This is a genomic window from Cyanobacteria bacterium FACHB-DQ100, from assembly GCA_014695195.1.
Classification (GTDB): Bacteria; Cyanobacteriota; Cyanobacteriia; order Leptolyngbyales; family Leptolyngbyaceae; genus Leptolyngbya.
This window is the reverse complement of sequence record JACJNW010000028.1, coordinates 161,032-174,027: the sequence shown is the minus strand read 5'-3', so window position 1 is coordinate 174,027 and position 12,996 is coordinate 161,032. Positions and strand designations below refer to the sequence as shown.

Annotated in this window: 16 protein-coding genes; 10 read left to right on the top strand and 6 right to left on the bottom strand. The window is 49.2% G+C overall.

The window, feature by feature from the left end:
• Nucleotides 1-51: 51 nt before the first annotated feature.
• The 4 genes from H6F51_12020 (at nucleotide 52) to H6F51_12005 (ending at nucleotide 4,389) form a co-directional block, all read left to right on the top strand.
• Nucleotides 52-825 (top strand): class II glutamine amidotransferase, encoded by a 774-nt coding sequence (locus tag H6F51_12020; protein ID MBD1823205.1) that lies wholly within the window; start codon nucleotides 52-54, stop codon nucleotides 823-825.
• A gap of 14 nt (nucleotides 826-839) precedes the next feature.
• Nucleotides 840-2,048, top strand: a complete 1,209-nt coding sequence (locus tag H6F51_12015) for a sulfite exporter TauE/SafE family protein (GenBank protein MBD1823204.1) — start codon at nucleotides 840-842, stop codon at nucleotides 2,046-2,048.
• A gap of 13 nt (nucleotides 2,049-2,061) precedes the next feature.
• Complete coding sequence (locus H6F51_12010; protein MBD1823203.1) at nucleotides 2,062-2,592, top strand: hypothetical protein; 531 nt, start codon at nucleotides 2,062-2,064, stop codon at nucleotides 2,590-2,592.
• Nucleotides 2,593-2,661: 69 nt separating this feature from the next.
• Complete coding sequence (locus H6F51_12005) at nucleotides 2,662-4,389, top strand: succinate dehydrogenase/fumarate reductase flavoprotein subunit (protein MBD1823202.1); 1,728 nt, start codon at nucleotides 2,662-2,664, stop codon at nucleotides 4,387-4,389.
• 112 nt (nucleotides 4,390-4,501) lie between these two features.
• On the opposite strand, the gene H6F51_12000 is transcribed toward H6F51_12005, so the two are convergent.
• From H6F51_12000 to H6F51_11990, 3 genes are all read right to left on the bottom strand, one after another.
• Complete coding sequence (locus tag H6F51_12000) at nucleotides 4,502-5,581, bottom strand: peptidoglycan-binding protein (protein ID MBD1823201.1); 1,080 nt, start codon at nucleotides 5,579-5,581, stop codon at nucleotides 4,502-4,504.
• A 122-nt stretch (nucleotides 5,582-5,703) separates the two neighbouring features.
• Nucleotides 5,704-6,348, bottom strand: coding sequence for a DUF3318 domain-containing protein (locus tag H6F51_11995; GenBank protein MBD1823200.1), 645 nt, complete (start codon nucleotides 6,346-6,348; stop codon nucleotides 5,704-5,706).
• A 134-nt stretch (nucleotides 6,349-6,482) separates the two neighbouring features.
• Nucleotides 6,483-6,662 (bottom strand): hypothetical protein, encoded by a 180-nt coding sequence (locus H6F51_11990; protein ID MBD1823199.1) that lies wholly within the window; start codon nucleotides 6,660-6,662, stop codon nucleotides 6,483-6,485.
• 358 nt (nucleotides 6,663-7,020) lie between these two features.
• Here H6F51_11990 and H6F51_11985 point away from each other — a divergent pair, with 358 nt between their 5' ends.
• Nucleotides 7,021-7,350: a DUF760 domain-containing protein gene (locus H6F51_11985; protein MBD1823198.1), complete on the top strand. Its 330-nt coding sequence runs from the start codon at nucleotides 7,021-7,023 to the stop codon at nucleotides 7,348-7,350.
• Complete coding sequence (gene mutY, locus H6F51_11980; protein MBD1823197.1) at nucleotides 7,340-8,452, top strand: A/G-specific adenine glycosylase; 1,113 nt, start codon at nucleotides 7,340-7,342, stop codon at nucleotides 8,450-8,452. Before H6F51_11985 ends, mutY begins: the two co-directional genes overlap by 11 nt.
• Nucleotides 8,453-8,475: 23 nt before the next feature.
• Here the strand turns inward: mutY and H6F51_11975 are convergent, their stop codons facing one another.
• Nucleotides 8,476-9,126, bottom strand: a complete 651-nt coding sequence (locus tag H6F51_11975) for a Uma2 family endonuclease (protein ID MBD1823196.1) — start codon at nucleotides 9,124-9,126, stop codon at nucleotides 8,476-8,478.
• 20 nt (nucleotides 9,127-9,146) lie between these two features.
• Here H6F51_11975 and H6F51_11970 point away from each other — a divergent pair, with 20 nt between their 5' ends.
• Together H6F51_11970 and accC are read left to right on the top strand one after the other, a co-directional pair.
• The gene (locus tag H6F51_11970) at nucleotides 9,147-9,836 is read left to right on the top strand and encodes a DUF2459 domain-containing protein (protein ID MBD1823195.1); all 690 of its coding nucleotides are present in this window, start codon (nucleotides 9,147-9,149) and stop codon (nucleotides 9,834-9,836) included.
• A gap of 72 nt (nucleotides 9,837-9,908) precedes the next feature.
• A complete protein-coding gene (gene accC / locus H6F51_11965) occupies nucleotides 9,909-11,264 on the top strand; it encodes an acetyl-CoA carboxylase biotin carboxylase subunit (protein ID MBD1823194.1) in 1,356 nt (451 codons plus the stop codon).
• Nucleotides 11,265-11,322: 58 nt separating this feature from the next.
• Here accC and H6F51_11960 read toward each other — a convergent pair whose 3' ends face one another.
• The gene (locus tag H6F51_11960) at nucleotides 11,323-11,607 is read right to left on the bottom strand and encodes a YggT family protein (GenBank protein ID MBD1823193.1); all 285 of its coding nucleotides are present in this window, start codon (nucleotides 11,605-11,607) and stop codon (nucleotides 11,323-11,325) included.
• Nucleotides 11,608-11,757: 150 nt separating this feature from the next.
• Between H6F51_11960 and H6F51_11955 the strand changes: the two genes are divergently transcribed.
• Complete coding sequence (locus H6F51_11955; protein ID MBD1823192.1) at nucleotides 11,758-11,877, top strand: photosystem II reaction center X protein; 120 nt, start codon at nucleotides 11,758-11,760, stop codon at nucleotides 11,875-11,877.
• A 171-nt stretch (nucleotides 11,878-12,048) separates the two neighbouring features.
• Nucleotides 12,049-12,744, top strand: coding sequence for a hypothetical protein (locus tag H6F51_11950; protein ID MBD1823191.1), 696 nt, complete (start codon nucleotides 12,049-12,051; stop codon nucleotides 12,742-12,744).
• A 63-nt stretch (nucleotides 12,745-12,807) separates the two neighbouring features.
• On the opposite strand, the gene H6F51_11945 is transcribed toward H6F51_11950, so the two are convergent.
• Nucleotides 12,808-12,981 carry a high light inducible protein gene (locus H6F51_11945; GenBank protein MBD1823190.1) on the bottom strand — a complete coding sequence of 58 codons (174 nt, stop codon included), beginning with the start codon at nucleotides 12,979-12,981 and terminating at the stop codon, nucleotides 12,808-12,810.
• Between the last annotated feature and the right edge of the window lie 15 nt (nucleotides 12,982-12,996).

The following is a 12,996-nucleotide window of genomic DNA, read 5'->3' as shown; positions in this document are numbered from 1 at the left end:
GCAAACCGCTGTGCTATTCCAACAACTTTACGGGGATTCTGAACGCGAGGTATGTGTCAATTACTCGGAATGAATTGCAATGTTCCCACAGATATCTGCTTCTCGTTTGAGGGATTTTCTGCGCGGGGCGGTCGAACCGATGAGCATCAGGACGGCTGGGGGATTGCGTTTTTTGAAGGAGCGGGAGTGCGATCGTTCATCGATATCAAGCCTGCGATCGCGTCTCCGGTAGCTGAGTTAGTTCGTAAATATCCGATTCATTCGACTCATGTGATTGCTCATATTCGTAAAGCCACTTTCGGTCGAGTGGCGTTAGAGAATTGCCATCCGTTCCAGCGAGAATTATGGGGGCGCTATTGGGTATTCGCACACAACGGAGATTTGCCAAACTTCGAGCCAGAAGCCGACGGAATATATCGCCCTGTGGGACAAACCGATAGTGAACGGGCGTTTTGTTTAATTTTGAATACGTTGCGGCAGACCTTTCCGATCGAGAAACCGAGTTCAACCGAGTTGTATCCGGTGCTGCGATCGGTCACGGATCAGATCGCAAAATATGGCACGTTTAACTATCTATTTTCAGACGGTGAAACTTTTTTTGTGCATTGTTCAACCAAGCTTTGCTACATTGTGCGGCAAGCTCCGTTTGCAGCCGCACATCTAATTGATGCGGATTTAACGGTGGATTTTCAGGAATTGACGAACAAGAGCGATCGTGTTGCCGTGATCGCGACGACTCCGTTAACCGATAACGAAGTGTGGACAACGATCGAGCCGGGAGAATTGCTAGCGTTTCAAGATGGCTTACCTGTGCGCTTCGCATGAGATAGCATGAAAAAATGCTTGATTTACTGTTGATTGCGAGTGTCGGATTTTTAGGCAGCTTCGGTCATTGTTTGGGGATGTGTAGCCCGTTGACCGTGGCATTTTCGCTATCTCGCGAACGCGGTTCCAGATGGCAGCAAATTCGGTTTAATCTACTGCTGAATTTTGGTAGAGTCTTGAGTTACACGATCGTGGGAGCAACGATCGGAGCGCTGGGATCGGTGCTAATTGCAGGTGGACAACTTGCGGGGATCGATAGTGGACTGAGACGAGGATTGGCGATCGTTACCGGATTGCTTTTAATTTGGTTTGGGTTGTCGAATATTAATGCGAGTTGGCTACCGCGTGTGCCGATTTTGCATCCGATTCAGGGGAAATTACACGATCGCTTTAATTCGCTGATGTCGGAATTGGCGCGATCGAACAATGGATGGACTCCTGCACTGCTGGGAATGATCTGGGGCTTGATTCCTTGTGGCTTTCTCTACGCTGCCCAAATTAAAGCGGCTGAAACCGGAACTGTGGCTGAAGGTGCTTTGACGATGTTGGCGTTCGGGTTGGGAACTGCGCCCATGATGGTTAGTACCGGATTATTCGCGTCGGCATTGAGTCGCGATCGTAGAAGCCAGTTGTTCAAATTGGGCGGTTGGGTGACTTTGACGATCGGTCTTTTGACATTACTCAGAAGCAGCGATATGGTCGATTACACCGGACATGCAGCTCTGATTTGCCTAATGTTAGCGCTGATTGCGCGACCGATTAGCCGAATTTGGGCGGCTCCGTTGCAGTATCGACGAGCGTTAGGAGTAGGGGCGTTTGTGTTGTCTTGTGCCCATATCGGACATTATCTCGACCATACGTTTAACTGGAACTTAAACGCGATCGCGTTTCTGCTACCAACTCAACAAGCAGGAATGTGGTCGGGAATTTCAGCATTTGGGTTAATGTTGCCTGCAGCATTCACAAGCTTTAATCAAGCGGTTTCTAAACTCGGTGCAATTTGGCGAAAAATCCATTTGTTGAGTGTTCCAGCTTTGGTTCTAGCTGCGATTCATACGAGTTTATCTGGCTCAAATTACTTAGGCGAAATTAGCGTTGACTTTGGTAATCGTTTTAGAGTTGGTGTTCTTCTCTTTTCAGTGATTAGCGTATTGTTGATGCGATCGCACTTCTTCTGGTCGCTGCTCTCGTTGGAAAAATGGTATGTTGCACCTAAAAAATAAATCGGTTTATCTCATTCCTTTTTTACTATTTGCTTCACCTGCTCTCGCTCACAATGTCAAAACCGAGGGCAATGTCGCCTCCAATTTTCACATTGAACCGAACCACAATCCGAGAGCCGGAGAAGTTTCACAAGCTTGGTTTGCATTAACAAAAGCTGGCGGTGAAGTGATTCCGCTCGATCGTTGTAACTGTCAGCTAACGGTGCGATCGAACAATCAAACAATTGCTCAACCTGCGTTAAAAGCGATCTCCGCCGAACAATACAAAGGAATCCCAGGCGCAGAAATTACTTTTCCCAAAGCGGGAATTTACACCCTAGAAATCAGTGGCGCACCGAAAGCGAACAACGAATTCAACGCCTTCAAATTCGCCTACGATGTCACCGTTCAAGCTGGAGCCGCTCCACAATCGAGTCCCGTCGCTCAAGCTCCACAAGCCTCACCCGCACCTCAATCCCAAACTAATTGGATACTTCCTGTCGCGATCGGTGCGATCGCCCTCTCTGTGGCAGCTTGGTTTGTAAAGAGAACTGTTAAAAACTAACAGAATCACACATTCGCCCCACAATTCGCGTCACAATGGGAAATGCGAAACATTCCCCGATGAGCGACCATGATTGATCACGATGTCATTATTGTTGGCGGTGGGCTGGCGGGATGTCGTGCCGCCTTAGAGATTGTCCGCACGAATCCGGGTTTGAGCGTTGCTGTAGTTGCTAAAACTCACCCGATTCGATCGCACTCCGTCGCGGCTCAAGGCGGCATGGCGGCTTCACTCAAAAACGTCGATGAAACCGATTCTTGGGAAGCTCACGCCTTCGATACGGTCAAAGGCTCAGATTATCTCGCCGATCAAGATGCGGTCGCCATTCTGACGCAAGAAGCTCCCGATGTGGTGATTGATCTCGAACACATGGGAGTGTTATTCTCTCGCCTTCCCGATGGTCGCATTGCCCAACGGGCTTTTGGTGGACATTCTCACAATCGCACCTGTTACGCCGCAGATAAAACTGGGCACGCGATTCTGCATGAGTTGATCTGCAACTTGATGAAGTACGGAGTCAAGATCTACGAAGAATGGTACGTAATGCGTCTGATCCTTGAAGATGGACAGGCAAAAGGTGTAGTCATGTATCACTTGCTCGATGGACAGATCGAGATAGTTCGAGCAAAAGCGGTCATGTTCGCGACAGGTGGATATGGGCGCGTTTATAACACCACTTCCAACGATTACGCTTCGACGGGTGACGGATTAGCGATGACTGCAATGGCAGGTCTACCGCTCGAAGATATGGAATTCGTGCAGTTTCATCCGACAGGATTGTATCCGGTCGGTGTGTTGATTTCGGAAGCGGTGCGGGGTGAGGGCGCGTATCTGATTAACAGTGAGGGAGAGCGGTTTATGTCGCGGTATGCTCCGAGCCGAATGGAGCTTGCGCCGCGTGATATTACCTCACGAGCGATCGTCTCTGAAATTCGAGCGGGACGCGGCATTAACCCGGATGGCAGTGCGGGCGGCGCTTATGTCTATCTCGATTTGCGGCACATGGGCAAAGAGAAAATTATGAGCCGCGTTCCGTTCTGTTGGGAAGAAGCGCATCGCTTAGTTGGAGTCGATGCGGTGACTCAACCGATGCCTGTGCGTCCAACGGTGCATTACTGTATGGGTGGCATTCCCGTGAACACAGATGGACAGGTTCGGGCAGGAGCCGATGAGTTTGTCGATGGATTCTTCGCAGCAGGGGAAACGTCCTGTGTATCGGTGCATGGTGCGAACCGGTTGGGTAGTAATTCGCTACTAGAATGTGTAGTCTATGGGCGTAGAACTGGGGCCACGATCGCTCAATTTGTCCAAAATCGCAAGCTACCGGATTTGAACGTCGATCGCTATACTCAAGATGCGAAACAACAGATTCAAGCTTTGTTTGAGCAGTCAGGACAATACCGCATTCAAGAAATTCGTCAAGCGTATCAAGACTGTATGACCGAGCATTGCGGTGTGTTCCGTACCGAAGACGTGATGCAGTCAGGACTAATCAAACTGCGGGAATTGCAGCAGAAATACAGTCAAATTCGGCTCGACGATCGTGGAACCGTTTGGAACACAGAATTGATTGAAGCGTTGGAACTGCGATCGTTGTTCGTAGTGGGTGAAATGATTCTATTTTCTGCAATCAACCGCAAAGAAAGTCGAGGGTCACATTGCCGTGAGGACTATGCTCAGCGTGATGACCCTAACTTCTTGAAACATACATTGGCGTACTATTCTACGGCTGGCATTGATATTAACTATATGCCTGTTGTCCTCAATCAGTTTGAACCTCAAGAGCGGAAGTATTAAACATCTGGACAAAACATCTGGATAAATAGCAGGTCAAGTTCGCCCGAATTTCCGATGCTGCTCGATCGAGCGTTACGGCATCCTGGAAACAGGAAATCGCTTACCCCAATTCTCAATATCCATCCACCGACCAATGAGGCGGATCGTACTCTAGCTTGTACACGCCATAACTTGCACCCACATCCCACAAATTAGCATTATCATTGCCTTCAGCCGGAGTCCCGATCGTCACCGTTCGACCATTTCCATCCCGAATTTGCATCGGCGGCTTCCAAGTGATAATCCAATCGATCGCCAAGGCTTGTGTATGTCGAGACACTAGCGCCGCCGGATTGCCTCCAATATCAAACGCATTCACCATATCTCGCGCCGCTTGATAAGAGGCTGCATCCGTGTAATGCACCCAATCAATATCCATTCCAATCATGGGCGGAACATCCCACGGAGCAATGTTGCGATTGTTTAACTGCACCGCATAGTGCATCATGTAAGCGCGCTGAGGTGGGCGATAGGTATTTGTCACCTCGATCGAAGCACCTGCATCCCGCAAAGCTTTCTCAAACGCTCGGACTCTCTGGCGGAATGGAGAAGCCAAATCATCGATCGATCGACTCGCCGGAAAAAATCTCACCCACTGTGCCCCGCTCAATCGCACTCTTTGTCGTCGCGCATACTCGGTGAGAAGTGCCAATCCGGGTGCATAATCGGCTCCAAGTTTTTGCTTGGTTGCGTTTGAAAGCTGGGCATCCAAGCGCGGGCGAAAATTCACATCGAGAATCTTGTATGCTTCCGCCATGCCTTTGGTACTGCCAAGACCAAAATTGCCATCGATCGTTAACGGCGGATTCAATCGCCCAATCACGTTCAGCGCAACCTGTAAATCTCGAACTTCTGCCCCACCATAGTTTAAGTAGCTCAGCAACATTGCTGCTGTCAGGTTAGCAACGCGAAAAATAAATCCTTGAGATAAGGCTTTGGTGTAAGTTCCCCGACCGACAACTCCATCTGCAACCAGTCCATTTTTTTGCTGATAATCTTTTGTCACTCTATCGGTGACACTGCCGAAGCCATTGTCAACCGCCCCGATCGGGTAATTTTGATCTTGTAAAAATCGCTGCCATGCACCCACGATTGATCCGGTTGAGCCACGCTGAATGACAGGTAAATTAAGCGCATTGATATTAAAAGCCATGCTATCTCCTCAAGCTGACGTACTTCAGAACGCCTCGCGATCCATCATACCGATCGCAGCAAAAAACGGATGTAACGCTTGGTCAACACCTGTTACATCCGTTGATACTTAAAGCGGTTGAATTAGAAATCCGAGGGAGCCGCCGATCGCATTTTTGCTTTGGCTTTTGCTGCGCTCTTCTTCAGAGCATCAAGTCGGGCTTGATAGCGCGATCGTAATTTCTTCTTCGGAGTTTGGTCAATCAAAGTCTTCAGCGCACTACCCAAGCTCTTATAAGCATTTGGCAGGGTATAACCAAACCGAGTCGCTAGCTGAATCGCTCGTTCATCCGCTTCGATCGCTTCCTTGACCGTCTTCTCGCTATTATTCTTCTGGTACAGTCTCCAGCCTGCAAACCCAGATAACCCCATCGCTAGCAGCAACAGCAGACCGTCTTGAACCCAGAGTTCACCGACTGCGCCACCCAACCCGATCGCCAGGGCTGCCATTTCCCAACCGTCCTTGGGAATTGTGTCTGCTTGAATCCGAGCAACTTCATGCCAGAACAGAAGATTTCGCTGGTCGATCGCCAGCTGATCCCATTTCGGCATATCGATTTGAATCTCCACCTCGTCGCGACCAATTTCTTCGCTGGTAATCAAGGGGGGATTGACAGCAGTTGTCGTCTCGATCGTCACCCAGCTTTGTAGTTCTGGAGGCAGGAGGGTTTTCAAGCGGCGTAACTCGCTCATGTCGGCTCTAGCGGACGAGGTTGCATAAGATGTCATGTGATCAGCCTCAGAATGAACTCCTATCTTATATGGGGACGATCTTAGCGATTCCACGGATTAAAGGTAGGTTAATTCATTCTGCCTGATGAAAGCTTTCTCAAGCAAGTCGTATGAACCGATCTTCTCTGAGTTTAATTGCTCATTCGGGTGGGACTCGGTGTTGGTGGACTTTCCGGCGCGTAATGGGCGATTACAAACAGTGGTAGAACAAGCGTAATCAGCGCGATCGCTGCCCCAACAAGGTTTGCAATAACACTTGTAGAAACTGGGGTCGATCGTTCCGGAACGGTCGTCTCACTCCCGATGTGCATATAGAATTTAACCAATTCGACACGGATTAGCAGGAAGCCCTGATTCTTTCCTAGTTAACCCAGGGAACAGTGAATTGACTTCACCGTATAAATAAAGTTTAGCGGATTTTTCTGAATGAACTGTTATCCATAAACAATATTAATACTGTCTAGGTGTTTTTTGATACAGTTGCGCGACTTCATACTCTGCAATTCTACCTTCTCTACCAGAGGATGGATGTGATCTTCATGAAAGCTTCACCAGTCTTCTAGGGATTATTTCCGAACTTGGGCGGTACGGTTCTAACGACTGTGCGGGTCTTTAACGTTTGTTACAGTATGTTTATTGAATCAATCCTCAGTTGTGAGGTAGAAGATCGTGAACGAGACATCCAATCAACTTCCTGAGTTTATCGGTGGAGTCGGCGAAGCGAACGGTAAGTTCTTACAGTATGTGCAGTCGCTTGACCCTGAAACGATCGCTCAACTTTCAAAGCCTTCATCGCCGGAAGTTCTGCAAGTGATGGAGCGCAATATTATCGGATTGTTGGGTGGTCTTCCGCCTGAGAATTTTGAAGTGACGATTACTACAAGTCGCGAAGCTTTGGGCCGCCTGTTGGCTTCGGCGATGATGAGCGGCTATTTCCTTAAGAGCGCAGAACAGCGCTTAGCGTTTGAGAAGTCGCTTGCGTCACTTGATGCTGAATAAGCGATCGCACCGTGTTTTCTCGGCAGGGATTATTCCTCTGCCGAGTTTTGCTATTTCTGAACTGCGATCGTCGCTGCTGAGTTGGTATGCCGAATCGGGGCGATCGTTGCCTTGGCGCGAGATTCGTGATCCCTATGCAATCTGGGTTTCTGAGATCATGCTTCAGCAAACTCAGGTAAAAACGGTGATTCCGTATTTCGATCGCTGGATGAAACAGTTTCCGACGATCGAATCTTTCGCCAATGCAGATCTGCAAACCGTTCTGAAAGCGTGGGAAGGTTTGGGATATTATGCTCGCGCCCGCAACTTTCATCGCGCAGCCCAACAAGTTTTACGCGAACAGCAAGGACAGTTTCCAACCGATTTGGAAACGGTGCTAAAACTGCCGGGAATTGGACGCACCACCGCAGGCGGAATTCTCAGCGCAGCCTTCAACCGGCCTTTGCCAATCCTGGATGGCAATGTTAAACGAGTTTTAGCCCGACTGATTGCGCTGGAAGTTCCACCAAGTCGGGCAATGTCGCAACTTTGGGAGATGTCCGAAGCGCTGATCGATCCTGAAAACGGGCGCGACTTTAATCAGGCGTTGATGGACTTAGGCGCAACGGTTTGCACCCCGAAAAATCCGGCTTGCCTAATTTGCCCGTGGCGATCGCGCTGTGAGGCGTACAATCGAGGAGTTCAGACGGAGCTTCCTATGTCAGAAACTCGTGCGCCGCTTCCGCATAAGATGATCGGAGTTGCGGTGATTTGGAATGAGCAGCGAATTTTGATCGATCGTCGCAAAGCAGAAGGCTTACTTGGTGGACTTTGGGAATTTCCGGGCGGCAAAGTTGAACCCGGAGAAACGATCGAACAGTGTATCAAACGCGAAATCCAAGAAGAACTAAGCATCGAGATCGAAGTGGGCGAGCATTTAATCACCGTCGATCACACTTACACTCATTTTCGAGTGACCCTAAATGTGCATCATTGCCGCTATGTCTCTGGAGAACCTCAGCCGATCGAGTGCGAAGAAATTCGCTGGGTGACCGTCGATGAACTTCCTGAATTTCCATTTCCCAAAGCCAACATCAAGATTATTGAAGCCTTAAAGTCTTGAATCTATTTGCGGCTTGATTGCGGCTAAAGTTGCTCTTTGCTCCATTCTCGCAGCACGATTAGCGCTTGAGCTAAGCCGATCGTATCACTTTGCTCTAAAAACTCCTGCACTCGACTTCCAGGTAAGGCAGGAAATAACTTACTGTGCGTAGTCGCGGTGTACTGATCGCCCTGAAGCTGATAAATTTGCAACTCTCCCTTCAGCACATCATCGCCGACGGTCGTAGTGTAACGCCAAATCTCTGGTACGCCTATCGAAGCATAAATCGACTCACGATCGAGTGATCCTCTGCCGATTGACACTTCGATCGCTAAATCTGGCGGATTGGCTTGAGTCAGATCCAGTTCTGCCCGTTTCTGAAGCCGCACTTCTTGGAGCGAATAAGTTGCATCCGGTTGAATAGCGCGACCCAGATCAGGAAGTGTCAGCAGGACAGAACCGATCGCATAAACTTTGAGATACAGTTCGTCTGATAGAACCAAAATCAACGACTCGATCAGCCGCAGACAGCGATCGTGTTCTTCAAGTGGAGTCATCATCTCCAGCTTGCCACGGTCGTAGGTTAAACGTGCCGTGCGGCTCTGCCCCAATTCGACTAGCAGTGCCTCAAACGATTGCCAACTCACCCCCGATAGCGTCACTCTTTTTTCAGTGGGAGTTGGTTTTCTGCCCATAGTGTTTATCCTCAAGTCTCATGAAGTATCGTACTGCGTTTGTTCGCTTCAGTAAGGGCATATTGTGTGGAGTTTTGTTACTGGCAGCAGGGTTAACGATCGGCTACTTTACCCCCCGCCGCTGGACTCCGTCTGCCAACTGCGAAGATCAGCCTTATCGCATTTTTGTAGAAGGCGATGCGATGCACGTTAACTTGCTTATGCAGGTTGATAATGGCGTTTACGACTGGCGGCAATTTCTTAATCTGAAGCAAATTGGCAGCGATACCAACGAAAACTATCGCTATCTCAAAATGGGCTGGGGCGATCGCATCTGGTACACCGAAGTCCCTGACTGGTCACAGATGAATGTATTAGACATTGGTAGGGTTTTGTTTAAACCCGGAAACGCTTCGGTGATGTATGTTCAAGGCTACGCGACTCGACCGGAAGGCACAAGATGCGTGGGACTCGATCGCGAACAATACCTCAGCTTTGTCCGATTTATTGAGAACTCCTTTGCGCGAGACGCTCAGAACAAACTAATCTACATCAAGCCCGGAGCCGCGACCACCGATGGATTTTATGCCGCGCTCGGAGACTACTCTGCATTACGCACTTGTAACACTTGGTCAGCCGAAGCGCTCGACGCTGCAAGCATTAATACACCCTTGTGGTCAGCGCTTGCCCCTGCGGTGATGCAGCAGATTCCAGCCTGCGATTGTCCTTGAACCTTGCAAAAATCTACGCAACGCACCCCCATTGGCTTTATCCTACAATTTACGGGATCTAGGCTAATTGATATGCGCTTTTCAAAAATTTTGATTGCAAATCGGGGGGAAATTGCCCTAAGAATTATTCGCACCTGTGAAGAATTGGGAATTGCGACTGTTGCCGTGCATTCGACGATCGATCGCAACTCGCTTCACGTTCAGTTAGCCGACGAAGCTGTTTGCATTGGCGAACCTGCTAGCAGTAAAAGTTATCTCAACATTCCCAATATTATTGCGGCTGCTCTAACTCGTAACGCTACTGCGATTCATCCGGGCTACGGTTTTTTGGCAGAAAACGCTCGATTTGCTGAGATTTGTGCCGACCATCAGATTTCGTTTATTGGGCCTTCTCCAGACTCAATTCGAGCGATGGGAGACAAATCTACTGCAAAGAAAACCATGCAGCGTGTAGGAGTTCCTACAGTTCCGGGAAGCAAGGGTCTAGTTCAGAGCGAAGACGAAGCGCGCGAGATTGCAAGAGCGATCGGCTATCCTGTGATTATCAAGGCAACGGCTGGCGGTGGCGGACGAGGAATGCGGCTGGTTCCTAGCGACGATGAACTTAACAAGCTATTTCACGCAGCGCAAGGAGAAGCCGAAGCGGCGTTCGGTAATGCAGGGGTGTATGTTGAAAAATTTGTGCAAAATCCGCGCCACATCGAGTTTCAGATTCTTGCCGACACTTACGGCAACGTGGTGCATCTGGGAGAGCGCGAATGTTCGATCCAACGGCGACACCAGAAATTATTAGAAGAAGCCCCAAGCTCGGCGATTACACCAGAGTTGCGCGTTCGTATGGGAGCGGCGGCGATCGCGGCTGCTAAGTCAATCAACTATGTCGGCGCAGGCACCGTGGAATTTTTGCTTGATCGTTCCGGTGACTTCTATTTTATGGAAATGAACACCCGGATTCAGGTGGAACATCCGGTCACAGAAATGATCACAGGAATTGATTTGATTGCGGAACAGATTCGCATTGCTCAAGGTGAACCCCTGCGCTTTACTCAAGAAGAAATTGAACTGCGGGGACACGCGATCGAATGCCGGATCAACGCTGAAGATCCCGATCACAATTTCCGCCCTAGTCCCGGACGCATTAGCGGGTACCTCCCTCCAAGCGGGCCAGGCGTTCGGATGGACTCGCATGTGTATACCGATTACGAAATTCCGCCTTATTACGATTCGCTCATCGGCAAATTGATCGTGTGGGGCAGCGATCGACCCTCTGCGATTTTGCGCATGAAACGCGCTCTTAGAGAATGCGCCGTCACAGGCTTACCCACGACGATTAACTTTCATCAGCGAATTCTGGAAACCCCAGAATTTCAGAGAGGCGACATTTATACCAACTTCGTAGATAAAGTCATGATGCCACCCAAAGATTGATAGAGCATTGAATACGCTATCCGCCCGAACTCCGGTTCAGGGCGGCTCAGCCGTATGACTAAAACATCATGGTCAAAATGCCTTGCTGACCTAGCAACAATTCACGCAGCAAGCTAAAAATTCCCACCCACAAGATAGGAGTAATATCCACGCCACCCAACGGCTGAATCATCTTCCGGGTCGGCGCTAAAAATGGCTCGGTTGGAATCATCACCAAATTAAACGGAAACTTTTGTAGCTCTACTTGGGGATACCAAGTCAGGACGATTCTGAAAATAAACAGAAACGTCATCGCACCAAGCAAAATACTAAGAGCGGCAAGCGCGATCGTGGTCACATCCATAAACCTAATCCTTAAGCTTTGTAACTTTATTTTATCGAGAAGCGCCCTTCGGATGCGGCGATCGCAACTCTTGATCTCCCCGCTATACAAATAGATGACGAACTATTAAAATTATGAAGACTTGCGTGTTGTTGATAAGGACAAAGCGATATGACTCCTTCTTTGATGAATTTTCTACTCAGCCTGCTTGCAGGCGTTGTGATTGTGGTAGTTCCTGCTACCGCCTTTCTCATTTTTGTCAGCCAAAAAGATAAAATTCAACGTTCCTAAGGGTGCGATCGCACTTGCTGATCAATTTGATTCGACCCGTTATATTAGAGTCAAACCTCAGAGACTGGACGCTTGCGGATCAGACTGAGGTTTTTGCTGATCCAAAGCGGGATTTTCGTGGAGAAATTGGAAGGAAGCCGCTAACATAGGACTTATCCTTGGAGACCGGACATGGTTAATTTTCAGTTCAATTTAGCAAGTATCTCTGGGATCATCCTGGCGGTGGGCGGAACTGCGCTCTATGCAGTCCGATCGTTTCGTCCGCAGATTGCCCGTGATACCGATATTTTCTTCTCGGCAGTCGGTTTGCTCTGCGGTTTGATTTTGATTTTTTACGGCTGGCGATTTGACCCGATTATGCAGTTTGGGCAGGTGCTTCTGACTGGGGCGGCTGTTTATTTTGTGTTTGAGAATTTAAGGCTGCGGCAGATTTCGACCGAGCAAGCAAAACGCACGACTCCGATCGTGGATACTGAGCGTCCGGTCGCACCAGAGTATCGTGCTGCATTTGAGGAAGATGAATACACGGTGAGCTTCGCAAATCGCGAAACCCGGACACCCCTTCGAGAAGGTCGCAGAAGACCGCAGCGTGACGATGAGTTTGACGATCGTCCTGCTCGTTCCCGTCCTACTCGCGCTGATGAGCCACGCTTAGGCCCTGCGGAGCGCCGCAATACGCGCAGCCGGAATGAAGCTTCTAGCGATCGTGAGGATTTGGGTAGCCGTCCGACTCGTCGCAATTCTCCGAGAAATACGGCTCGTCCGCGTCGCAATAATGCGATCGAAGATATTAACCAGCCCGATGATGCTGGGTATGTGGAATACCGCCCGATCGATTCAAATCGCAAGGATGGATGGGGCGAGTAGCTGAACTGAATTAGAAAGAGTGAGGAGCGTTGATGTAACGCTCCTTTTTTAATGCCTTGACCTTTAAAAGCCAAGCCAGGTAAAGAAGTCCTGACGAGTCACAAACTGCAAAATCAGCAGGGCAACAAACCCGATCATGGCAAAGCGTCCATTAATCAATTCGGCATAGCGTGTCCAACCGAAAGCTGGCTGTTCTTCAGGGGTTTGGACTTCAGGTTTGGGAGTTTCAGCAGTCATGGTTTAGTTTGTAAC

Excerpts from the sequence above, each read along its gene's own strand:
- H6F51_12020 (MBD1823205.1), top strand. The coding sequence starts at position 52 with ATGTGTCAATTACTCGGAATGAATTGCAATGTTCCCACAGATATCTGC.
- H6F51_12015 (MBD1823204.1), top strand. The coding sequence starts at position 840 with ATGCTTGATTTACTGTTGATTGCGAGTGTCGGATTTTTAGGCAGCTTC.
- H6F51_12005 (MBD1823202.1), top strand. The coding sequence starts at position 2,662 with ATGATTGATCACGATGTCATTATTGTTGGCGGTGGGCTGGCGGGATGT.
- H6F51_12000 (MBD1823201.1), bottom strand. The coding sequence starts at position 5,581 with ATGGCTTTTAATATCAATGCGCTTAATTTACCTGTCATTCAGCGTGGC.
- H6F51_11995 (MBD1823200.1), bottom strand. The coding sequence starts at position 6,348 with ATGACATCTTATGCAACCTCGTCCGCTAGAGCCGACATGAGCGAGTTA.
- H6F51_11990 (MBD1823199.1), bottom strand. The coding sequence starts at position 6,662 with ATGCACATCGGGAGTGAGACGACCGTTCCGGAACGATCGACCCCAGTT.
- mutY (MBD1823197.1), top strand. The coding sequence starts at position 7,340 with ATGCTGAATAAGCGATCGCACCGTGTTTTCTCGGCAGGGATTATTCCT.
- H6F51_11975 (MBD1823196.1), bottom strand. The coding sequence starts at position 9,126 with ATGGGCAGAAAACCAACTCCCACTGAAAAAAGAGTGACGCTATCGGGG.
- H6F51_11970 (MBD1823195.1), top strand. The coding sequence starts at position 9,147 with ATGAAGTATCGTACTGCGTTTGTTCGCTTCAGTAAGGGCATATTGTGT.
- accC (MBD1823194.1), top strand. The coding sequence starts at position 9,909 with ATGCGCTTTTCAAAAATTTTGATTGCAAATCGGGGGGAAATTGCCCTA.
- H6F51_11960 (MBD1823193.1), bottom strand. The coding sequence starts at position 11,607 with ATGGATGTGACCACGATCGCGCTTGCCGCTCTTAGTATTTTGCTTGGT.
- H6F51_11955 (MBD1823192.1), top strand. The coding sequence starts at position 11,758 with ATGACTCCTTCTTTGATGAATTTTCTACTCAGCCTGCTTGCAGGCGTT.
- H6F51_11950 (MBD1823191.1), top strand. The coding sequence starts at position 12,049 with ATGGTTAATTTTCAGTTCAATTTAGCAAGTATCTCTGGGATCATCCTG.
- H6F51_11945 (MBD1823190.1), bottom strand. The coding sequence starts at position 12,981 with ATGACTGCTGAAACTCCCAAACCTGAAGTCCAAACCCCTGAAGAACAG.